Origin of the sequence: Duganella sp. BJB476 (assembly GCF_003416895.1) — a bacterium.
Classification (GTDB): domain Bacteria; phylum Pseudomonadota; class Gammaproteobacteria; order Burkholderiales; family Burkholderiaceae_D; genus Rugamonas.
This window is the reverse complement of sequence record NZ_QVIO01000002.1, coordinates 660,688-682,076: the sequence shown is the minus strand read 5'-3', so window position 1 is coordinate 682,076 and position 21,389 is coordinate 660,688. Positions and strand designations below refer to the sequence as shown.

Genomic DNA, 21,389 nt, shown 5'->3' with positions numbered 1-21,389 from the left:
CCGGCATGCGCTTACTTAGTGATATTTTCAGTAGCATCAAATTTGGATATGGCGGCAAGCTGCCCGTCATTCTACAAACCCAGGCCACAGAATGTGGCCTTGCCTGCCTCGGCATGGTTGCGGGCTACCACGGCTTCCGGGCCGACCTGGCGACGCTTCGCCGGCGCTTCCCGATTTCGCTCAAGGGCGCCACGCTCGCGCACCTGATCAGGATGGCTAGTCAGCTGGACTTGGAATCGCGTCCGCTGAGAGTGGACCTCGAAGACCTCGACAGGTTGAAGCTGCCGTGCATCCTGCACTGGAACTTCAACCATTTCGTGGTCCTGAAGAGGGTGGGCGCCCATAGCATGACCATTCACGATCCTGCCTCGGGCGTACGCGAGATCGCAATGGCAGAGTTTTCCGCGGCATTTACCGGGGTGGCGCTCGAGCTGTGGCCGAGCCAGAATTTTGAGCCGCAGGTGCAGGTGCAAACGATCAGACTGCGTTCGATGATGGGCCACGTGTCGGGCCTCGCGCGTTCATTCAGCCAGATCGTGATACTGGCGGCGTCGCTCGAAGTGTTTGCCTTGATCAGTCCATTCTTCCTGCAATGGGTGATCGACAACGTCATCGTGTCGGGCGACCGTGACCTATTGACGACGCTGGCTCTTGGTTTCGGTCTGTTGATGCTCATGCAGCAAGCTGTCGGCGCCATCCGTTCCTGGGTCATCATGTACATGGCAACCACGCTCAACGTCCAGTGGCGTGCGAATGTCTTCACCCACCTGATCCGCCTACCTGTCGAGTACTTCGAAAAGCGCCACCTGGGTGATATCGTGTCCCGCTTCGGTACGGTCGACCAGATCCAGCATACGCTCACGACTTCCTTCCTGGAGGCGATACTCGACGGCTTCATGTCGCTGGTGACGCTGATCGTGATGTTCATCTACAGCGCGACGCTGGGCTGGATCGCGGTCGGCACGATGATACTGTATGCGCTTTCGCGTTGGGCCTGGTATCGGCCGCTACGCAGCGCGACGGAGGAGCAGATCGTCCACGCTGCCAAGCAGGAGAGTCACTTCCTGGAGACTGTACGGGGAGTCAAGGCAATCAAGCTGTTCCAACGCCAAGATGAGCGTCGCGCCAACTGGCTGACGCTGCTGGTCGACCAGATCAACGCGGACATCCGCACGCAAAAGCTGACGTTGCTGTACCGGACCGTGAACGGCGTGCTGTTCGGTATCGAAAACATTCTGATCATCTGGCTGGGCGCGAAGATGGTCCTGGACGGCGATTTCAGCGTCGGCGTCTTGATGGCGTTTAACGCCTACAAGGGACAGTTCGATAGCCGGGTCGGTTCGCTGATAGACAAGGTCTTCGAATTAAAGATGCTTCGCCTGCAGGGCGAGCGCCTGGCGGACATCGTCCTCACGGCGCCCGAATCCATGACTGGCACGCATGTGATGGACGCAGCCGGCCTGGAGCCTGTCATCGAAGTGAGCAAGCTGCGCTACCGCTATGCCGAACACGAGGCATGGGTGCTGGATGAGGTGAGTTTTCGCATCGCGCCGGGCGAATCGGTGGCGATCGTGGGAGCCTCCGGTTGCGGCAAGACCACCCTGATGAATGTGTTGCTTGGCATTTTGCCGCCGACCGATGGCAAGGTGACGGTGGGCGGGATCGAGGTCCGGCACGTCGGCAGCGAGACCTTGCGCCGGATGGTCGGAACGGTGCTGCAAGACGATGTGCTGTTCGCCGGATCGATTGCGGAGAACATCAGCTTCTTCGATTCGAACGCCGATCAGGCCTGGGTCGATGAATGTGCGCGCCTGGCCGCGATCGCACCTGAAATCGCCGCGATGCCGATGGGTTACAACACCCTGGTCGGCGACATGGGCACCGTCCTGTCGGGCGGACAAAAGCAACGGGTGCTGCTGGCTCGCGCCCTCTACAAGCGACCCAGGATCCTGTTCCTGGACGAAGCGACGAGCCATCTGGATATCGCGAAGGAACACGAGGTCAACGTCGCCGTGAAAGCGCTCAACATCACCCGGATCATCATCGCGCATCGTACGGAGACGATCGCATCAGCCAACAGGGTGATTGCCCTCCAGGCAGGCAAGGTTGTCCACGACTCAGATGTGGCCGACCTGTATCAGGAGTCGGCCAAACAAGTGGCCTGAACGAATGCGGCCGGCGGACATGAGAAATAATTAATTGTTGGGCTTGTAATAGGTTCAAGCAGCCACAGCTTAGGTCGGTCATTTCTTAAAAAGTGCTTAAGATGAACCGTTACCCGTTGTGGAAGTACATCGTGATTGTGATCACGGTGTTGTTGGGCGCGTTGTACACCGCGCCCAATTATTTTGGCCAGTCGCCGGCGCTGCAAATCAGCAGCGGCAAGACCAGCGTGCGCGTTGGCGCCGAGCTGGCCGGCAAGGTCGAGAGCGCGCTCAATCAAGCGCAAGTGCCAAGCACCGGCATCGCCTATGACAGCGACCACGCCGCAGTGCGTGCGCGCTTCGCCGATCCCGATACCCAGTTCCGCGCCAAGTCGGTGCTGGAGAAAAGCCTGAACGCCGACACCGCCGATCCGCAATACCTGGTCGCGCTGAACCTGCAAGCGGATACGCCGAAGTGGATGCAAAGCCTGCACGCGCTGCCGATGTACCTGGGCCTGGACCTGCGTGGCGGCGTCCATTTCCTGATGCAGGTCGACACCAAGGCCGTGCTGGACAAGAAGCTGCAAGGCGTGCAGGCGTCGGTGCGCAGCGTGTTGCGCGACAAGGCCGTGTTTCATAGTGGCATAGCGCGCGTCGGCGATACCTTGGAGATCGGCTTCCGCGACGAGGCCACGCGGCAGAAGGCGAAAGACCTGATCGCCGGCCAGGGTCCAGAGCTGTTGCTGGCCGAAGCGAGCGATGGCGCGCAGCTGAAGATCGTCGTCACGCTGAAGCCTGAGGCATTGAAGCAGACCATCAACGATGGCGTGACGCAGAACATCGCCACCTTGTCCAAGCGCGTGAACGAGCTGGGCGTGGCCGAGCCCATCATCCAGCAGCAGGGGCCGGACCGCATCGTGGTGCAGCTGCCCGGCGAGCAGGACGTGGCGCGGGCCCGCGCCGTCATTGGCCGCACGGCCACGCTGGAAGTGCGCATGGTCGACGAGAGCATCACGCGCGGCACGGAAATGGGCGCGGCGATCCCGTTGAACTCGCAGCTGTACACGGTGGGGCGGGGCGCGCCTACCGTGCTGTACAAGGACTTGGTGCTGACCGGCGACTACATCACCAGCGCCACCGCCGGCCTGGACGAGAATCAGCAACCGGCCGTGTTCATCGACCTCAACACGGCGGGCGGACGCAAGATGTCGGCCGCCACCAGCGACCGCGTCGGCAAGCACATGGCCATCGTGCTGATCGAGAAGACCGGCAAGCCGGAAGTGATTTCGGTGGCCACGCTGACCAGCGAGCTGAACGCCCACTTCCGCACCACCGGCGTCGGCAGCGCGCAGGATGCGGCCGACCTGGCGCTGATGCTGCGCTCGGGCGCGCTGTCGGCGCCGATGGAGATCGTCGAAGAGCGCACCATCGGCCCGCAACTGGGCGCGGAGAACGTCGCCAAGGGCCTGCATTCGACCATGTACGGCTTTGCCGCGATTGCCGTGTTCATGATCGGCTACTACATGCTGTTCGGTTTCTTCAGTGTGCTGGCGCTGGCCTGCAATCTGTTGCTGCTGCTGGCCTTGCTGTCGCGGATGCAGGCGACGCTGACCTTGCCCGGCATCGCCGCGATCGCTCTGGCGCTTGGCATGGCGATCGACGCCAACGTGCTGATCAACGAACGCATCCGCGAGGAGCTGCGCGCCGGCGCCACGCCGCAGCAGGCCATCGCCACCGGCTTCGACCGCGCCTGGGCCACCATCCTCGACTCCAACGTCACCACCCTGATCGTCGGCGTGGCGCTGTGGGTGTTCGGCTCCGGGGCGATACGCGGTTTCGCCGTGGTGCACTGCCTGGGGATCTTGACGTCGATGTTCTCGGCGGTGTTCGTGTCGCGTGGCGTGGTCAACCTGTGGTACGGGCGGCGCAAGAAGCTGTCGTCGCTGGCTATCGGGACCGTATGGCGCGGCAAGTAGTTTGTGGTGGATAATGGCCGGACTCAAAACCTATATGGGAGCTTGCATGAAACAACTATTGCTGGGCTGTGCGTTGCTGGTGGCATTCGCCGCCCACGCGGATGAAGCCGCAACTTGCTCGGCGTCGGCCGGCGCTTACCGCACCGGTGTCGTGGTGATGGGACCTAAGTTTTCGCACGGCCAGTTCCGCAAGGGCGTGGAACTGTCGCACACCCATCTGAAGATGAAGTCCGACCAGGACGGCAAGGTGTACGACGTGGCGATCGACAATGTGTTTGCCAGCGGCTTCGAGCCCAACCAGCGTACCGTGCCAACTTCGCTGAGTGCCATCAAGGTGAACGACCGGGTGGAAGCCTGCGGCCAGTTGTACACGGATGGCGGCGTCGGCATCCATTGGGTGCACACCAACTGCGGCAAGAAGCCGACACCGAACAAGCCGGACGGTTGGCTGAAGGTGATCTCGGCCGACGGCCAGCCGGGCCAGAACATCGAAAGCAATACGCAATACTGCTCGGTCTTCAAGTAAGGCCCCGTATTGCCATGCTTGCTATACTGTTGCCTGTGAGAGAAATTTTCAGGGGAATAGTTTGCAGGCATTGAACAAACGATGGAAGCGATGGGGCGTGGGCGTGGCTGGCGCGGTGGGGATATATGCGTTGGCGGGCGGCTGGCTGTTGCCGCAATTGATCAAGAGCCAGCTTCCAAAGTTTGTCGAGACCGAGCTGGAGCGCAAGGCTAGCATCGGCGAAGTCAGTTTCAATCCCTTCACGCTGCGGCTGGCGGTGCAGCAATTCCAGCTGACCGAGGCCAGCGGCGCGCCCTTGTTCGGCGTCGGCGCGCTGGAGGTGGAGATGCAGTGGCGCTCGCTGCTGCGCCGCGCCTGGAGTTTCGCCGATATCCGCATCGTGGCGCCGACGGTGCAGCTGGCTATCGCGCCGGACGGCAAGTTCAACATCGCCGAGTTCGTGACGACACTCAACAAACGTAAGCATGATGACAGCGACAGCGGCATGCCGCGCCTGGTCATCGAGCATTTCGCGCTGGAGCAGGGCAAGGTCGATATGCATGACCGTCACGCCGGCTACAACGATACCTATGCACCGATCGCCTTCACGCTCAACAACCTGAGCACGCTGCCGGACGAGAACGGCGATTACGCGCTGAGTGCCGATGCGGGCCTGGGCGGCAAGCTGCGCTGGAAGGGCACGAACGCGCTCAATCCGATAGCCGGCAGCGGCGTGCTGACGCTGGAGAATGTGGCCTTGCCGGGCGTGTCGACGTATCTGAAGTCGTTCGCGCGGGTGGCGGTGGTGGATGGACGTTTGTCGGCCAAGCTGCCTTACAAATTCGCTTACAAGGATGGGCAGCTGGATGCCAATGTGGCCGGGGCCGGCCTGGCGTTGAACGACCTGGTGGTCAAGCGCGATGGCGCGGCCGAGGCCTTCGTCAAGTTGAAGCTGTTCGATGTCAGCGATGTCGGCGTGGATCTGCTCAAGCGCACCGTGACGGTGGGTGGCTTGCATGTCAACGGCGGTGCGCTGGCGGTGCGTCGCGATGCCAAGGGCGAGCTGGATGTGGCGGGGCTGATGGTGCCTGCCACGCCTGCGCAGGCGGCGACGCCGGTCACGGCGGCAGCATCCGTGCCGGCTGCGGCGGGCAAGCCTGCGGTTGTCGCGGCGGCCAAGCCTGCGCCGGCGGGCAACTGGAAAATCCAGCTCAAGCAGCTCGCATTCGACGACATCGCCGTGGCGGCGGTGGACGAAACCGTCAGCCCCGCGCTGAAGTTCAATGCGGACAAACTCAAGCTGCACCTGCAACTGCAAGCCGAACCCGCCGCCGACGGCCTCAAGCTCAACATCGCCGACGCCGCCTTCTCGGTGGACAATCTGGTGCTGAACAGCGGCGCGATGACGCCGCTGAAACTGGCGCAACTGGGCTTCGATGGCGGCGAGATCGACCTGGCCGCGCACCGCGCCAGCCTGGGCCGCCTGTACTTCGACGGCGGCCAGCTGGACCTGTCGCGCGACGGTAAAGGCAAGTTCCTGTTCCTGAACGCCTTCCCTAAATCGGGCGGCGGCGCACAGCCAGCGGCCAAGGATGCGCCGGCTTCGGCGCCATGGGCGGCCAATATCAAGACCGTCGAGTTCAACAAATTCGGCGCCCGCTACGATGATGCGAGCAGCGGCATCAAAGCCAATCTGCAGGACTTCAACCTCAAGCTGACCGACGCCAGCACTGACCTGAAGAAGCCGCTGGCCTTCGACGGCGCAGTCGGCCTGCGCGAAGGCGGCCTGCTGACCGCCAAGGGCAAGGTCGTGCCGTCCACCGGCGCCGTCGATACCGATCTCAAGCTGACCAAGCTGGCGATCGCGCCGGTGCAGCCTTTGCTGTCCAAGTACGTCAAGCTGAAGATCGCGGCCGGCAGCATCTCCGGCCAGGGACGCCTGCACACGGGCGCCGGCGGCAAAGCCGATCCCGGCCTGCGCTACGACGGCTCGCTGGAAGTGGCCGAACTCGCGCTCAACGAAGAAGACAACGACCGCTTCGCCCAATGGAAATCGGTACGCGCCGACAAGCTGGCCTTCGGCCTGTCGCCGGACGTGCTGGATATCGCCGAGCTGCGCGTCATCGAGCCGAATGCCACCCTCATCATCGAGAACGACCGCAGCTTCAACGCCCAGCGCCTGCTGGTGGCGCAGCCGGCCTCGGCGGCGGCCGCCAAGCCGGCCGTCGCACCGGCGACAGCCGCCGAGCCGTTCCCGGTCAAGGTGCGCCGCGTGCGCTTCGAGAACGCCAAGCTGGCCTTCACCGACCTCAGCTTGCGGCCGCAATTCGGCGCCAAAATTTATGAGCTGGGCGGCGTGATCACCGGCCTGTCGTCCAAGCGCGACGCCAGCAGCCAGATCGAACTGGACGGCCGCGTCGACGACTTCGGCCTGGCGCGCATCCGTGGCAAGCTCAATCCCTTCGTCCCGGCCGACAACACCGACATCAACGTCGTGTTCAAGAACGTCGACATGGTATCGGCCTCGCCGTACAGCATGAAGTTCGCCGGCTACAAGATCGCCCAGGGCAAGATCTCGCTGGACCTGGAATACAAGGTCGCCAAGGGCCAGCTGGAAGGCAACAACCACATCGTGCTCGACAACCTGACGCTGGGCGAGCGCATCGACAGCCCTGACGCGCTCAAGCTGCCGCTGGAACTGGCGCTGGCCATCCTGAAAGACAGCGATGGCCGCATCGATCTCGGCGTGCCGGTTTCCGGCAATATGAACGATCCGCAGTTCAGCTACGGCTCGGTGGTGTGGAAGGCGATCGGCAATATCATGACCAAGATCGTGACCTCGCCGTTCCGCGCGCTGGGCAGTCTGTTCGGCGTCAGTGGCGACAAGCTGGAGTCCATCGACTTCGACGCGGGCAGCGACGTGGTGCTGCCGCCGGAGCGCGAGAAACTCAAGCAGGTGGCGCAGATCCTGGCGAAGAAGACGCAGCTGAAACTGTCCGTGCCGGGCCAGTACAACGACCAGGTGGACGGCGCGGCCCTGCGCGCGCAAGCCTTGCGCCGCGTGGTGCTGGCGCGCGCCGACATCAAGCTGGCGGCCGGCGAGCAGCCGGGACCGCTCGACATGGGCCAACGCAAAGTGCGCGGCGCCATGCGCGACCTGTATGCCGAGCGTTTCGGCGCGGCCGAGCTGGACAAGCAGAAGAAGGCCGCCGAAGCCGCCGCCGGTCCTGCCGCCGGCGCCGCCGGTGCCGATGCAACCGCAGCCGACTCGGCGCAAAAGAAACTGCCCATCCTGCAACGCCTGGGCAAGCTGGTGCAAGGCGAGCCGCAAGTGGCGGACGCCACGGCCTTCTATGCCAAGCTGCAAGAGCGTCTGGAGGAGAAGCAGCCATTGCCGGCGGACGCCTTGCCGCAGCTGGGCGCCAAGCGATCCGCCGCGATCCTCGCAGCCTTGAAGGGGGAGGGCGTCGATGCCGCCGCCGCCCACACCACCGCGCCGGAACCGGTAGACGCCAGCACCGGCAAGCCGATTGCACTGAAGCTCGGACTGTCGGCCAAATAAGATGAGCGACGATAAAAAACACGTTGGCGGCAGTGCGCTGCTGGCCGGGTTTGCCTTGCTGGCCAGCCAGCTGTCGCTGAACTTCGGCGCGGCGATTGCCAAGCACCTGTTCCCGCTGGTAGGCGTCGAAGGCGTGACGGCTTACCGGGTCGGCCTCGCTGCGGTGCTGATGCTGCTGATCTTCCGTCCGTGGCGCACGCCGCTGACGTGGGCGCAGGGCGTCAACGTGGCGATCTACGGCAGCGTGATCGGCTTGATGAATTTGCTGATCTACCGCTCCTTCGAGCGCATCCCATTGGGCATCGCGGTGGCGATCGAAGTGGCAGGGCCGCTGACGGTGGCGGTGCTGTCGTCGCGCCGGCCGCGCGATTTCGCCGCGGTCTGCCTGGCGGTGCTGGGCTTGTATTACCTGCTGCCCATCCATGGCAAGGTCGACCAGCTCGATCCGGTGGGCGTGATGTACGCGGCCGGTGCGGCAGTGTGCTGGGCCTTGTACATCGTGTTCGGCAAGCGGGTGTCGGTGATGCATGGCGGGCAGTCGGTGGCGTGGGCCATGCTGGCCGCCTCGCTGTTCATCGTGCCGATAGGCGGGTGGTACGGCGGCGCGGCACTGCTGACGCCCAGCTATCTGCTGATCGGCCTGGCGATTGCGGTGATGTCGAGCGCCTTGCCGTACACGTTGGAGATGCTGTCGATGCGCACCCTGTCGTCGCGCACCTTCAGCATGTTCAGCAGCGGCGCGCCGGCACTCAGCGCACTGGCCGGCATGGTGGTGCTGGGCGAACACCTGACACTGACGCAATGGCTGGCGATCGGCAGCATCGTGCTGGCGAGCGCGCTGACCTCGTTGCGTTGAATCAAACCTGCTGAGCTTGCCTGGGGTGGAAGCAGTGGCCTAAGATGTCAACATGGACATCGATACGAGATTTATACGATTGGAAGAATTTGCTGTCGAAGCGCGTCAGCGTCTGGAACGGTTGGAGGAGTTTGCCATCGAGGCGCGTGAGCGGCTGATCAAGATTGAAACCCGTCTCGATCATATCGAGGCCAATATGGTCACCAAGGCGGACCTGGCAAATCTTAGCGCCACGATGATCAAATGGATCGTGGGCATGGTGACTGGCGCCGGGTTGGCAGCCATCACCGTCATGACTTTTGTACTGAACAACGCGGTCCCTCCCAAGTCTGCGTCTGCTGCGGCGCCTGCCCCCATCGTCATCCAGCTTCCTCCGACCAAATAGGCCCGTGTTGCGTTTCTGACTAGTTCGTGGCAGCATAGCCGCTTACTGGAGGAGTCACCCTATGCAAATCGCCCGCGCACAACAACCGATCGCCGCCGCCACAGTCTCGCTGATCACGTGGGTGCTGTGCGTCGCCGCCTTCCTGCCGCCGCTGAACAAGTACACCTTGAACTCGGTGCCGCTGTTGATATTGGCCGGGGTCGGCATCGCGGTCAGTTTCATCGTGCACCTGGTGTTCATCGGCATGTCGGCCAAGCGCCTGGGCCGTTCGCCGGTGCTGTGGGTAGTGATCTGCGTGTGCCTGTTTCCGGTGGCGTCCATCGTCGGCCTGATTCTGTTCGAGTGGTTCAGCGACCAGGAAAAACAAGCCAGCGCCTAAAAAGGCTATTGCAAAAAGCCGAAACCTTCGGCTAGTATGGATACCGATGCAACATTGCATCGACGTCGCTCGGACGGTTCCGGGCGCTTACGTGAGATATCCATGACTGACACCCAAACTCCGCGCAGCTTTTCGCGCATCGATCGCCTGCCTCCCTACGTTTTCAATGTCACCGCCGAGCTCAAGCTGGCGGCGCGCCGTCGCGGCGAAGACATCATCGACATGTCGATGGGGAATCCCGATGGCGCCACGCCGGCGCACATCGTCGAAAAACTGGTCGACACCGTACAACGTCCCGACACGCACGGCTACTCGGCCTCCAAGGGCATACCGCGTCTGCGGCGCGCGATCACCAAGTGGTACAAGAACCGCTACGACGTCGAGTTCGATCCCGACTCGGAAGCCATCGTCACCATCGGCTCCAAGGAGGGCCTGGCGCACCTGATGCTGGCCACGCTGGACCAGGGCGACACGGTGCTGGTGCCCAACCCCAGCTACCCGATCCACATCTGGGGCGCGGTGATCGCCGGCGCGAATATCCGCTCGGTGCGCATGACCCCCGGCGTCGATTTCTTCGACGAGCTGGAACGCGCGGTGCGCGAGAGCTATCCGAAACCGAAGATGATGATCCTGGGTTTCCCGTCCAACCCGACCGCGCAATGCGTGGAGCTGGAGTTCTTCGAACGCGTTGTGGCGCTGGCCAAGCAGCACAACATCCTGGTGGTGCACGACCTGGCCTACGCCGACATCACCTTCGACGGCTGGAAAGCGCCGTCCATCATGCAGGTGCCGGGCGCGCGCGAGGTGGCGGTGGAATTTTTCACCATGTCCAAGAGCTACAACATGGCGGGCTGGCGCATCGGCTTCATGGTCGGCAACAAGGAGCTGGTGGCGGCGCTGGCGCGCATCAAGAGCTATCACGACTACGGCAGCTTCACGCCGGTGCAGGTGGCGGCGATTGCCGCGCTGGAAGGCGACCAAAGCTGCGTCAGCGACATTTGCGCGATGTACCAGAGCCGCCGCGACGTGCTGCACAAAGGCTTGTGCGAAGCCGGCTGGCCGGTGGACAAGCCGAAGGCGTCGATGTACATCTGGGCGCGCATCCCGGAACAGTATCGCCACCTGGGTTCGCTTGAATTCTCCAAGCTGCTGCTGGCCGAGGCCAAGGTGTGCGTGTCGCCCGGCATCGGCTTCGGCGACTACGGCGACGAGTATGTGCGCTTCGCACTGATCGAAAACGAAGCCCGTATCCGTCAGGGTCTCCGTGGCATCAAGGCCATGTTCCGCAAGGCTGAATAAATCTGCGTGGACTTTACGCGGCATCAAACGGGATGTTTGATGCCGCGGCTACTGTGTTCCTGAATTCCTACAGGAGCGTCCATCATGTCTTTCTCACCCGTCAGCGACAGTACGCGTCGGTTGCTCGACGCCGTCAGGAAACTTGAACTCACGTTGCAATCGGCCGGCCTGCCGCGCATCCTGGCGCGGCTGCCGGTGTGCTGGCTGTGCTGGCACTATTGCCGCATGCTGGACCAGAAGATCATCCGCATCAAACGCATCGCCGGCAAGTTTGAACAATGGCTGCCGACGATCCGCGCCTACTCGGTCGATGGGACGGCGAAGATGGAGCTGATCGACGTCGACCTCAGCATGCGCAACGATATCGAGATCACCAAGAACACCATGTGGGAGCTGCGCAGCTATTGCATCGACGTCGGCCGCATGTTCGAGCAGCTTGGCTACCAGTCGGCGGGATTGCGCCGGCGGCAGGCGCTGTTCTTGCAGATTCTGGAGACATCCTGCGTGGCGGCCGGCACCATGCAGGCCGCGCTGGCCGAGCACGACAACACGGCGCTGGCTTTGCTGCGCGCCCGGCAGTTGCTGCAGCATGCAGGCGGCGAGGCGCCTGCCGTTTAAAAACCTTCCAGTACGATCTTGCCCTTGGCGCGGTTGCTTTCGATGAGCGCGTGCGCGCGCTTCAGGTTGGCCGCGTTGATCTTGCCGTAGCGTTCGGCCAGAGTGGTCTTGATGACGCCGGTTTCCACCAGCCGGGCCACATCGTTCAGCAGCTGATGCTGCTTCTGCATGTCCGCCGTCTCGAACATCGAACGGGTGAACATGAATTCCCAATGCAGCGATACGCTCTTGCGCTTCAACAGGCGCACGTCGATGGCGGCCGGGTCGTCGATCAGCGCGACCTTGCCTTGCGGCGCGACCAGTTCGGCGATGGCCGGCCAGTGATGGTCGGTCTGGTTCAGGCTGGCGACATAGGTCACGGGCGGCAGGCCGAGGCGGGCGATCTCCTCGTTCAGGGGCTTGCTATGGTCGATGACGTGGTGCGCGCCGAGTTCCTGCACCCAGGCCGCCGTGTCGGCACGCGAGGCGGTGCCGATCACAGTCAGTCCGGTCAGCTGGCGCGCCAGTTGCACCAGGATGGAACCGACGCCGCCGGCCGCGCCGATCACCAGCAGCGACTGGCCGTGCACGCCCTTGTCGCGGCTCACTTCCAGGCGTTCAAACAGCAGTTCCCAAGCAGTGATGGCGGTCAGCGGCAGCGCGGCGGCTTTGCCGAAGTCCAGGTTTTTCGGCTTGTGGCCGACGATGCGTTCGTCCACCAGGTGCAGCTCGCTGTTGGTGCCTGGGCGCATCAGCGCGCCGGCGTACCAGACTTCGTCGCCCGGCTTGAACAGCGTGACGTCGGGACCGACGGACTGGACCACACCGGCCGCGTCCCAGCCGATGACTTTCCTATCGCCTTCGGCAGGCGCCATGTTGGCGCGGATTTTCACATCCACCGGGTTGACCGAGATCGCTTTTATTTCGACCAGCAGGTCGTGGCCGGTCGCTTGCGGCGCCGGCAGTTCGATGTCGATCAGGGCGTCGTCGTCGGTGATGGGGAGGGACTTGCGGTAGGCGACGGCTTTCATTGGAATGCTCCGGGTGAGTTGGGATTGGATGTATCATCATTTATTTCGCGGCCTTGAAAAAGAGGCTGTATAACGAAACACTTTCAAAGGAATGCCGAAAATTGTTGAGATTGGATGATTTGACCGTCTTTGTCCGTACCGCCGACCGGGGCAGCCTGTCCGCCGCCGCGCGCGAGCTGGAGATATCGCCGGCGCTGGCCAGCGCCGCCGTCAAGCGGCTGGAAGGCGAGCTGGGTTTCCGTTTGTTCGCCCGCACCACGCGCTCGCTGCGCTTGACGGAGGACGGCGAACACTATCTGCGTCACGCGCGCGAGGCGCTGCGCTTGTTGAAGGAAGGCCATGATGCGCTGATCCAGGGCCAGGAAACGCTGGGCGGAACACTGAAGATTTCGATGCCATCCGACCTGGGCCGCAACATGATGGTCGGCTGGCTGGACCAGTTCCAGGCGCTGTATCCCAAGGTCAGCTTCCAGCTCAGCATCAGCGATCGGGTGTCGGACATGTACCGGCAGCCGGTCGATATCGCCATCCGCTACGGCAGGCAGGAAGATTCCAGCCTGGTCGCGCTGCCGCTGGCGCCGGACAACCGCCGCGTGCTGGTGGCCTCGCCGGACTACATCAGGCAGCACGGAAAATTGAAGGATCTGAACGAACTGCTGCGCCACAACTGCCTGCGCTTCATGGTGGAAGAGGTGATCCATGACCGTTGGAGTTTCTACCGCAACGCCGCCGCCGAGCCGATGGCGATCCACGTCAATGGCAACCGCAGCGCCGACGACGCCGACGTGGTGCGGCGCTGGGCGGTGGCGGGCATGGGCATCGCCTACAAATCGCGGCTGGATCTGGCGGACGACATCCGCAGCGGGCGCCTGCATATCCTGATGCCGGACATACTGGGCGAACCGGCGCCGCTCAATATGCTGTGCATGCACCGCGCGCAGATCACGCCGACGGTGCTGCAACTGCGGGACTTCCTGCGCGCGCACTGCGAGAAGGCGTAGAAATACGCTTAGAAAATAATTAAAACGACAAGCTAGCGCTTACGGTGGCGCAAAATACGCTTACCATAGCCCCAATATTTACCAGGAGATACTCCGATGACCGAAACCCAACGCGACATTCTCAGTGCCGGCTTTTCCCTGACCTTGATCGCACTGGCGGCGTTCGTCATGCATCGATTCTTCCTGCCGCTGATCTGGGCCGGCATCCTGTGCGTGGCGACGTGGCCACTGTACCAGCGCATACGGAGCCGCTTCGGCCGCCACGACGTGCTGGCCGCCGCCGCGCTGACCTTGATCTGCGTGGCCGTCTTCATCGTGCCGGTTTCGCTGGGTGTGGCGCAGGCCGCCAAGCAGGCGCCGGAACTGGCCAACTACATCGTCACCGCCAACACCGACGGCATCCCGGTGCCGGCCTTTGTCCAGCATCTGCCGATGGTCGGCGAATGGATCAGCGACTGGTGGCAAGCCACGCTGAGCCAGCCGCATGGACTGTCGCACTTGCTGTCCGAGCGCGAAATCAACGGCCTGCATTCGGCCAGCGACATGATCAAGGTGGCCGGCGTCGGCTTCATGCACCGCCTGGTCGATTTCGGCCTGGCCTTCTTGTGCCTGTTCTTCTTCTACAAGGATGGCGAGGCGTTGAACCGCCAGATCACCGCCATCGGCAGCCATTGCTTCAGCGAGCAGCGCTGGGCGCGCTACGCCGAAAAAATCCCGACGGCGATCCGCGCCACCGTTAACGGCCTGGTGCTGGTGGGCCTGGCGGAAGGTGTGTTGATCGGCATCGGCTACGCGATCGCAGGCCTGCCGTCCCCCGCTCTGTGGGCGGCGGTGACGGGCATCCTGGCGATCATTCCATTTGGTGCGCCGATCGCTTTCGTCAGCGCGGCGGCGGTGCTGGCGTTCAACGGCGCCGTGCCGGCGGCCATCGCGGTCGCGGTATGGGGCACCATCGTACTGTTCGTGGCGGATCACTTTGTACGGCCCGGCATGATCGGCAACGCCACGCGGCTGCCGTTCCTGGCCGTACTGTTCGGTATCCTGGGCGGGGTTGAAACCCTGGGCCTGGTTGGACTGTTTATCGGTCCGGTTGTGATGGTTCTGTTTGTGACGCTTTGGTACGAGGCGAATCTGTTTGATGACGGCTCGCCAGTTGCCAAACCCAGGTGAGGAGCGCGATCGAGGCCGCGGCGTCGGCCGGCCTGTCTTGCGACTGGATCGGGCAACTGGCACCGGCAACCATTAGTGCGCCTTCGACAGGATCAGCAGCCAGCGGCGGAACATCAGCACTTCCAGATGGCCTGCCTGTACGCCGGTGTCGCATTCCATGATCGGGTTCACTGCGTAGTAGCGCTTGCGGAAGTCACGGCACACCAACAACTCGCGTTTGCCCACGCGTACCAGGAACGAGGTAGGCATATATTCCAGACCGAAGCGGGAACCAAAGCTGCTGTGCAATGTAGTCATGACATTTCCTTTGTGGGGAGTAGCGTTTAACGAGGAGTTCAGAATAGCACAACTACTGTATGAATAAACAGGTACTGTGTAAATAAACAGTAAATTCGTTTTTTCGTGGTTTTTCCACCAACTTGCACGGCTAGAGGCCTTGGAGCACCAAATTTTCACCAAATTCATCCGTTTCGTTGAAGCAAGACTGTCGCCGGGCGGCGAATTCGGCCTGCACCTGACCGCCGGCCTGGCGCTGCTGGTGGGTGCCGTCGCGGTTTTCGGCGACCTGGCCGAGGATGTGATGGGCAAGGAGGCGATCACCGTGCTGGACATGCAGGTGGCGCAATGGTTCCATGTCCATGCCTTCGAGCCGCTGACCAGTTTCATGCTGGGCGTGTCGCTGGTGCATACGGGGTATGGGATGGTGTTGCTGGTGGCGGCGCTGGGCTGGCATTTCTGGCGCGTGCAGGCGCGCTACTGGTTGCTGGCCTTGCTGGTGGCCGTGCCCAGCGGCGCGCTGTTGAACGTGGCGCTGAAGTACCACTTCCAGCGCGCCCGGCCGGCATTCGATGAGCCGCTGGTGAGCTTGATGACTTACAGCTTCCCAAGCGGCCACACGTCGGCGGCGACCTTGTTTTACGGGCTGTTGGCGAGTTATCTGGTGATCGCCCGTCCGCAATGGCATGTGCGCTTGGGTACGGTGGTTGGCTGCGTCTTGATGGTATTGTTGGTGGCATTGAGCCGCGTCTATCTGGGCGCGCACTATTTGAGCGACGTGCTGGCGGCCATGGCCGAGAGCGTGGCGTGGCTGGCGGTCTGCATTACGGCGATCTCGACGCTGCGCCGGCGCCGCGAAGCCAGAACGATATAAACTATTTCCGGGAGAACGCGCTGGACAGCATCATCGTCATCATCAACGCCGGCGCAGGGCAGGGCTATTGCGGCGGCTGGACCGCCGCGTTGGCGGAAAAATTCCGCAGCCATGGCGTCGAGCCGGACATCACGCTGGCCAAGAGCGGCGCCGAGATGATCGCGTGCGCCGAGCGGGCGCTGGCCGACGGCGCTCCCGTGGTGGTGGCGGGCGGCGGCGACGGCACCATCAACGCGGTGGCGTCGGTGCTGGTCGGCAGTTCGACGCGGCTGGGGGTGCTGCCGCTGGGCACGTTGAACCATTTCGCCAAGGATTTGAAGATACCGCTGGACCTCGATGCGGCCGTGGCCAATGTGGTGCAGGGCAGGGTGTGCCAGGTGGACGTGGGCGAGGTGAACGGCCGTATCTTTCTCAACAATTCCGGCCTGGGCATCTATCCCGACATCGTGCGCGACCGTGAGCAACAGCAGCGCCACCTGGGACGCAGCAAGTGGCCGGCGTTCGGGCGCGCCTTGTTCGCGGCCTTGCGGCGCTTTCCGTTCATGAGCGTGCGGCTCAAGATCAATGGCGAAGAGCATCTGCGCCGCACGCCCTTCGTCTTCATCGGCAACAACGAATACCTGCAGGGCCTGACGCTGGGTGCGCGCGAGCGGCTCGACAGCGGCAAGTTGTGCCTGTACGTGGCGCAAAAGCCGTCGCGGCTGGGGCTGCTGCGTTATGGCTTCCACGCCATGCTCGGCAGGCTGGGCGAGGCACGCGATTTCGACGTGTTGTCGGCGCCGGAATTGATTATCGAAACCCGGCACCATCATATGCGGGTTGCCACCGATGGCGAAGTGTCGTTGATGAAGCCACCGCTATGCTACCGTTCGCGGGCGGCGGCGCTGAGCGTCATCGTGCCGGCCGGGGAGGGGTAGCATGCGCACCATCGTTCATTTATCCGATCTGCATTTTGGCCGCGTCGACCAGAATCTGCTGCGGCCGCTGCAAGAACTGGTCGCCAGCCTGGCGCCTGATGTGGTGGTGGTGTCCGGCGACCTGACGCAGCGCGCCCGGACCGAGGAGTTCAAGGCGGCGCGGGCCTTCCTCGATACCTTGCCGGGACCGCAGATCGTGGTGCCGGGCAATCACGACATCCCCTTGTACAACGTCGCCAGCCGCTTCCTGACGCCGCTGCGCAAGTACACCCGCTACGTCACGCTGGACTTGACGCCGGAATATGTGGACGAAGAGATCGCCGTGCTGGGCATCAACACCGCGCGGTCGCTGACCTTCAAGGACGGCCGCATCAACCGCGAGCAGATCGAGCAGATCCATCGCCGCATGAGCGCGGTGGATCCGCACCTGACGCGCATCATCGTCACCCATCACCCGTTCGACATGCCGGAGGCGCTCGACGACAACGACCTGGTCAACCGCGCGCCGCTGGCGATGCGGGCGTTTGCCGAGTGCGGTGTGGATTTGCTGCTGGCCGGGCATCTGCATGTGAGCCATGCGCACAACACGGCGCAGCGTTACGAGATCAGCGGCTACGCGGCCTTGATGGTGCAGGCCGGCACCGCCACCTCGACGCGCGGGCGGGGCGAATCGAATTCGTTCAACGTCATCCGCGTCGAGCACGACAAGGTGGAGGTGCAGCGCTACAGCTGGGTGGAAGGCACGGCCACCTTCGAGCTGGCGCACACCGAGCGCTTCCAGCGCAGCGGCGGCGCCTGGACCCTCACCGCCGAAGCCTAAACCGCCGGGGTCAAGTCTGACATTCGGACACGAGCTCAACCGTAACGCGTTGCTACGGTTGAGCTCGTGTCCGAATGTCAGACTTGACCCCGGATTTTAGAGCCAGTAGTTCATGAAGCGGGCGGCGAATTCGCGCAGGCGGTCGGCCCAGGGACGATGGCGCCAGGCCTCCTGCGTGATCTGCACCGAGTCGCGCAGGTCTTCCTGGAAGGCGCGCTCCATCTCGCCACCGAAGGCGTCGCCCATGATCACCACGTTCAGCTCGCTGTTGTGCAGGAAGCTGCGGGTGTCGATGTTGGTCGAGCCGACCGTCGACCAGTTGCCGTCGATGACGGCGGTCTTGGCGTGCAGTACCGCCAGCTTCAACTGGTGGATCTTGACGCCGCTATCCAGCAGGTCGTCGTAGAAGGCGTGGCCGGCGTAGAACACCAGCCCGCTATCCGAGACGCCCGGCAGCACGATCTTGACGTCCACGCCGCGCCGCGCGGCCGCCATCAGCGCTTCCACCGTCTGCCGGTCCGGCACGAAATAGGCCGAGGTGATGTGGATGCTCTTCTTCGCTTCCTGGATCGCCAGGTTGTAGGCCTTGTAGATCTCGAACTTGCCGCCCGGCTCGCTGCCCAGCACGCGCACCACCTTGTCGCCGGCGATCACCGGCTGCGGGAAGTAGTCCGCTTCCGTCAGGTCGTCCTTGTCCTGCGTGGCCCACTGGCGCACGAACAGCCACTGGAAGGCTTGCACCGCCGGCCCCTCGACCTTGACGTGGGTGTCGCGCCAGCCTACCTGCGATTTGTCGGTCGGCCTGGAAGCCGAGCGGAACAGTGAGCTCCTGGCGTAGGTCGCGCTGATGTTGATGCCGCCGGTGAAGGCGATCTTGCCGTCGACGATCAACAGCTTGCGGTGGTCCCGGCTGTTGAGCTTCCAGCTTTCGCCGCTCAGCTTGGCCGGGTTGACCGGGTTGAACTCGATCAGGTGGATGCCGGCTTCGCGCATGCGCTTGAAGAACTCGGCCGGCACGCCCAGGGTGCCGACGCTGTCGTACAGGATGTTGACCGTCACGCCATGCTGCTGCTTGTCGATCAGCGCGTCGGCGAACTTCAGTCCCAGCTCGTCCTGGTCGAAGATATAGGTTTCCAGGTTGATGTTGTTGCGCGCGCCGTCGATGGCCTTGAGCATCTCGGCCATGGTCTGCGGGCCATCGAACAGCAAGGTGCACTTGTTACCGGCGATCAGGGGCACGCCGGTGGCGGCTTCCTCCAGCGCGGCCTGGGCCTGCATGTCCAGCGAGCCTTTCGGCCAGCGCTTGGCCAGCAAGGCCTTGCCGCGCGCGGCGCTGAGGTCGCCGTTGGCGCCCTTGACGCTGGGCACGGCGGCAGGGTCCAGCTGGCCGCTCATCGCCGTCACGTTGGGCAGCGACGCGCATGCTCCCAACAAACCCCAGCACATCAGGCAGAGGGGAAGCCAGCAACGCATGCGCATGGTGTTCATTTATTCTCCGGGTTGGCTCGAACCGAACATGAAGGACACCGGCCCCTGGCGGAAGCGGCGGCCCAGCGCCTTCACCAGCAGCCAGCCGTGCTTGAAATGCACCTGGCGCGAACGCAGCGCCACCCACAGCGCCAGCCCGAAGCTGACCAGCAGGTTGACCGAGCCGATCGCCAGGAAGCCGGCCACCGAGGTCAGCACTAGCTGCCAGCTGACATGGTAGTCCAGTCCCACCATCGCTGTCGCAAAGTTGGCGGACGAGAAGGTGACGTGGCGGATGTCCAGCGGCATGCCCAGCAGGAAGCCCAGCAGCGGCATCACGCCGAGCAAAATACCGAAGAAGAAATTCCCCATCAGGCCGCCCAGGTTGTTCTCCATGTACACGCCGAGGCGGTCCAGGCGTTCCTGGCCCAGCAGCCAGCGCAGGCCGCGCAGTTGCGCGATGCGCTGCGCCCAGCGGGTGTACAGCGCCTTGTTGTCGTAGTAGCCCGAGATCAGGCCGGCCACGAACAGGCAGACGCCGGCGATGGCCGCGTACACCAGCGTCGGCCCGTGGATGGGATCGATGTCGTGCAGCAGGTGCATGGCCTTGTCCGGCGACACCAGGTGGTGGCCGGTCAGCAGCGGCCAGACCATGGCGATCAGCCAGGCGGTCGGGATGGCGGTGGCCAGGTTGCCCAGCACCGCCATGTTCTGCGTGCGGATCACCTTGTTGCACAGTTCGGCCATGCTGTCGATGTCGATGTTGCGGCCGTCCTTGCTGTGCAGGCCGGCGGCGATGCGCGAGGCCGTCATCGCCGGCTGCTTGGTCGCCACCGTGAAGTGCAGCAGGTGGATGAACATGAAGCCCAGCGAATAGTTCATGCTGAACAGGAAGGCTTCCACCAGCGGCGCGGCGCGCAGGTAGGACATCAGGATCTTGAACAGCGCCATGAAGCCGATCACCAGGCCGGCGCCGGCCGAGGACACGAACATGCTGCCCAGTTCCTTGCGGCTGTCGGCCACGTAGTGCTCGCCGGTGTGGCTGGCGTTCTCGGTGACGTTGCGCGCCAACAGGTCGATGTTGTCGCGCATCAGGTCGCGCACCATGTACTTGTTGTTGTGCGCTTCGATCAGCTCCAGCGCCAGGCCGACGGCGGCGCCGCGGCGCGGGCTGGGCGGGCCTTCCTGCTGGTGCGGCGCGTGGGTGGCGGCCAGCAGGTTGATGTCGGCCGGCGGCGTCGCTTGCAGCTCGCCGCTGACGTCGACCAGGAACAGCAGCTTGCGCAGCCGGTCTATGCTTTGCGTCAGCGTCACCAGCAGATAGGTCAGGGCGATGCTGGTGCCCTGGCTCAGCGCCTTCTTGCGGATCTTGGCGACCACGACGTCGCACTGGTCCAGCATCACCAGCAGGTGGCGGGCGTCCTCCAGCGCGACGTCGTCGCCGGCCAGCATGCGCTGGTAGTTGTCGAGATAGGCGTTGACCTCGTAGTTCTGCACCATGAAGGGCGACTCGTAGGTTTCGATCTCGGTGTGGAAATTGGTCAGCTTGGGTTCCAGGCCGATCGCGCTGACGCGGTAGGACAGCGTGCGTATCGATTCGAGCAGGCCGGGCAGCATCAGGTTGGGGCCGGCATCGGCTGCGTCATGCAGGCCGACCACGTCCATCAGGGCCAGCCAGTCGGCGGCCGGCACGGCGGCAATCCAGATGTGGTCGGTGCGCTTGTAGACCACCTGGTCGAGCGCGTCGCTCAGGTAGACCTCGCCCAATGCGGGCGGCAGGATGCGGTAGGCGATGCGGCGCTTGAGCTCGGTGAAGAAGCCGTCGTTCGACAGCACGCCGATCTCGGTGTACAGGCTGGCGTGGCGGCGGCTGGCCAGCAGCTTGCACGCGTACTGGCGCAAGGCCAGCGCGTGCGCCGGATTGCCTTTCAATAGTTGGCACAGCGTGCGGACATTGGCGGTGGCGCGGGCGCCGTCGCTGGCGCGTTGGGGACGCAGGGTATTGAACAGCTCGACCATCAGGCCGATGTCGCTGCTGTCTGCATCGATGCGTTCGAGGATTTCTAGCATGCGTAAGGCGGCGGACCGCGTTGGGACAAAAACGCAGTATAGACGTATAAGTCTGTCAAG

At 63.4% G+C, this 21,389-nt stretch carries 18 protein-coding genes; 14 read left to right on the top strand and 4 right to left on the bottom strand.

What is annotated here, in order from left to right:
- Nucleotides 1-5: 5 nt before the first annotated feature.
- The 9 genes from D0T21_RS12660 (at nucleotide 6) to D0T21_RS12620 (ending at nucleotide 11,724) form a co-directional block, all read left to right on the top strand.
- Nucleotides 6-2,165 (top strand): peptidase domain-containing ABC transporter, encoded by a 2,160-nt coding sequence (locus tag D0T21_RS12660; protein WP_116989506.1) that lies wholly within the window; start codon nucleotides 6-8, stop codon nucleotides 2,163-2,165.
- 101 nt (nucleotides 2,166-2,266) lie between these two features.
- Nucleotides 2,267-4,120: a protein translocase subunit SecD gene (secD, locus tag D0T21_RS12655; RefSeq protein WP_116989507.1), complete on the top strand. Its 1,854-nt coding sequence runs from the start codon at nucleotides 2,267-2,269 to the stop codon at nucleotides 4,118-4,120.
- Between the two features lie 46 nt (nucleotides 4,121-4,166).
- Complete coding sequence (locus D0T21_RS12650) at nucleotides 4,167-4,646, top strand: hypothetical protein (protein ID WP_116989508.1); 480 nt, start codon at nucleotides 4,167-4,169, stop codon at nucleotides 4,644-4,646.
- 61 nt (nucleotides 4,647-4,707) lie between these two features.
- The gene (locus D0T21_RS12645) at nucleotides 4,708-8,187 is read left to right on the top strand and encodes a DUF748 domain-containing protein (protein WP_199538441.1); all 3,480 of its coding nucleotides are present in this window, start codon (nucleotides 4,708-4,710) and stop codon (nucleotides 8,185-8,187) included.
- Between the two features lies 1 nt (nucleotide 8,188).
- Entirely contained in the window at nucleotides 8,189-9,043 is an 855-nt protein-coding gene (locus D0T21_RS12640; protein WP_116989510.1) for a DMT family transporter, read from the top strand.
- 52 nt (nucleotides 9,044-9,095) lie between these two features.
- Nucleotides 9,096-9,428, top strand: a complete 333-nt coding sequence (locus D0T21_RS12635) for a hypothetical protein (RefSeq protein ID WP_116989511.1) — start codon at nucleotides 9,096-9,098, stop codon at nucleotides 9,426-9,428.
- Between the two features lie 61 nt (nucleotides 9,429-9,489).
- On the top strand, nucleotides 9,490-9,807 hold the full coding sequence (locus tag D0T21_RS12630) for a hypothetical protein (RefSeq protein WP_116989512.1): 318 nt from the start codon (nucleotides 9,490-9,492) through the stop codon (nucleotides 9,805-9,807).
- A 102-nt stretch (nucleotides 9,808-9,909) separates the two neighbouring features.
- Nucleotides 9,910-11,106 (top strand): alanine transaminase, encoded by a 1,197-nt coding sequence (alaC, locus tag D0T21_RS12625; protein ID WP_116989513.1) that lies wholly within the window; start codon nucleotides 9,910-9,912, stop codon nucleotides 11,104-11,106.
- 84 nt (nucleotides 11,107-11,190) lie between these two features.
- On the top strand, nucleotides 11,191-11,724 hold the full coding sequence (locus tag D0T21_RS12620; protein WP_116989514.1) for a hypothetical protein: 534 nt from the start codon (nucleotides 11,191-11,193) through the stop codon (nucleotides 11,722-11,724).
- On the opposite strand, the gene D0T21_RS12615 is transcribed toward D0T21_RS12620, so the two are convergent.
- Nucleotides 11,721-12,734, bottom strand: a complete 1,014-nt coding sequence (locus D0T21_RS12615) for a zinc-binding alcohol dehydrogenase family protein (RefSeq protein ID WP_116989515.1) — start codon at nucleotides 12,732-12,734, stop codon at nucleotides 11,721-11,723. The two genes, D0T21_RS12620 and D0T21_RS12615, sit on opposite strands and share 4 nt — an antisense overlap.
- A gap of 101 nt (nucleotides 12,735-12,835) precedes the next feature.
- On the opposite strand from D0T21_RS12615, the gene D0T21_RS12610 reads away from it, so the two are divergent.
- Together D0T21_RS12610 and D0T21_RS12605 are read left to right on the top strand one after the other, a co-directional pair.
- Nucleotides 12,836-13,735 (top strand): LysR family transcriptional regulator, encoded by a 900-nt coding sequence (locus tag D0T21_RS12610; RefSeq protein WP_116989516.1) that lies wholly within the window; start codon nucleotides 12,836-12,838, stop codon nucleotides 13,733-13,735.
- Between the two features lie 96 nt (nucleotides 13,736-13,831).
- Nucleotides 13,832-14,905, top strand: coding sequence for an AI-2E family transporter (locus tag D0T21_RS12605; protein WP_116989517.1), 1,074 nt, complete (start codon nucleotides 13,832-13,834; stop codon nucleotides 14,903-14,905).
- 72 nt (nucleotides 14,906-14,977) lie between these two features.
- Here the strand turns inward: D0T21_RS12605 and D0T21_RS12600 are convergent, their stop codons facing one another.
- On the bottom strand, nucleotides 14,978-15,202 hold the full coding sequence (locus D0T21_RS12600; protein ID WP_116989518.1) for a hypothetical protein: 225 nt from the start codon (nucleotides 15,200-15,202) through the stop codon (nucleotides 14,978-14,980).
- A 139-nt stretch (nucleotides 15,203-15,341) separates the two neighbouring features.
- On the opposite strand from D0T21_RS12600, the gene D0T21_RS12595 reads away from it, so the two are divergent.
- The 3 genes from D0T21_RS12595 to D0T21_RS12585 are packed head-to-tail and all read left to right on the top strand — an operon-like array spanning nucleotide 15,342 to nucleotide 17,792.
- Nucleotides 15,342-16,055, top strand: coding sequence for a phosphatase PAP2 family protein (locus D0T21_RS12595; protein WP_116989519.1), 714 nt, complete (start codon nucleotides 15,342-15,344; stop codon nucleotides 16,053-16,055).
- The gene (locus tag D0T21_RS12590; RefSeq protein WP_116989520.1) at nucleotides 15,989-16,972 is read left to right on the top strand and encodes a diacylglycerol kinase family protein; all 984 of its coding nucleotides are present in this window, start codon (nucleotides 15,989-15,991) and stop codon (nucleotides 16,970-16,972) included. The genes D0T21_RS12595 and D0T21_RS12590 overlap by 67 nt, the downstream gene beginning before the upstream one ends.
- Nucleotide 16,973: 1 nt before the next feature.
- On the top strand, nucleotides 16,974-17,792 hold the full coding sequence (locus tag D0T21_RS12585) for a metallophosphoesterase (RefSeq protein ID WP_116989521.1): 819 nt from the start codon (nucleotides 16,974-16,976) through the stop codon (nucleotides 17,790-17,792).
- Nucleotides 17,793-17,888: 96 nt separating this feature from the next.
- Here the strand turns inward: D0T21_RS12585 and cls are convergent, their stop codons facing one another.
- Entirely contained in the window at nucleotides 17,889-19,280 is a 1,392-nt protein-coding gene (gene cls, locus D0T21_RS12580) for a cardiolipin synthase (RefSeq protein ID WP_229211455.1), read from the bottom strand.
- The gene (locus tag D0T21_RS12575; RefSeq protein ID WP_116989522.1) at nucleotides 19,281-21,329 is read right to left on the bottom strand and encodes a site-specific recombinase; all 2,049 of its coding nucleotides are present in this window, start codon (nucleotides 21,327-21,329) and stop codon (nucleotides 19,281-19,283) included.
- Nucleotides 21,330-21,389 lie beyond the last annotated feature (60 nt).

Bases quoted from the DNA above. Each gene is read 5' to 3' on its own strand.
- D0T21_RS12660 (WP_116989506.1), top strand. From the start codon at position 6: ATGCGCTTACTTAGTGATATTTTCAGTAGCATCAAATTTGGATATGGC.
- secD (WP_116989507.1), top strand. From the start codon at position 2,267: ATGAACCGTTACCCGTTGTGGAAGTACATCGTGATTGTGATCACGGTG.
- D0T21_RS12650 (WP_116989508.1), top strand. From the start codon at position 4,167: ATGAAACAACTATTGCTGGGCTGTGCGTTGCTGGTGGCATTCGCCGCC.
- D0T21_RS12640 (WP_116989510.1), top strand. From the start codon at position 8,189: ATGAGCGACGATAAAAAACACGTTGGCGGCAGTGCGCTGCTGGCCGGG.
- D0T21_RS12635 (WP_116989511.1), top strand. From the start codon at position 9,096: ATGGACATCGATACGAGATTTATACGATTGGAAGAATTTGCTGTCGAA.
- D0T21_RS12630 (WP_116989512.1), top strand. From the start codon at position 9,490: ATGCAAATCGCCCGCGCACAACAACCGATCGCCGCCGCCACAGTCTCG.
- alaC (WP_116989513.1), top strand. From the start codon at position 9,910: ATGACTGACACCCAAACTCCGCGCAGCTTTTCGCGCATCGATCGCCTG.
- D0T21_RS12620 (WP_116989514.1), top strand. From the start codon at position 11,191: ATGTCTTTCTCACCCGTCAGCGACAGTACGCGTCGGTTGCTCGACGCC.
- D0T21_RS12615 (WP_116989515.1), bottom strand. From the start codon at position 12,734: ATGAAAGCCGTCGCCTACCGCAAGTCCCTCCCCATCACCGACGACGAC.
- D0T21_RS12605 (WP_116989517.1), top strand. From the start codon at position 13,832: ATGACCGAAACCCAACGCGACATTCTCAGTGCCGGCTTTTCCCTGACC.
- D0T21_RS12600 (WP_116989518.1), bottom strand. From the start codon at position 15,202: ATGACTACATTGCACAGCAGCTTTGGTTCCCGCTTCGGTCTGGAATAT.
- D0T21_RS12585 (WP_116989521.1), top strand. From the start codon at position 16,974: ATGCGCACCATCGTTCATTTATCCGATCTGCATTTTGGCCGCGTCGAC.
- cls (WP_229211455.1), bottom strand. From the start codon at position 19,280: ATGAACACCATGCGCATGCGTTGCTGGCTTCCCCTCTGCCTGATGTGC.
- D0T21_RS12575 (WP_116989522.1), bottom strand. From the start codon at position 21,329: ATGCTAGAAATCCTCGAACGCATCGATGCAGACAGCAGCGACATCGGC.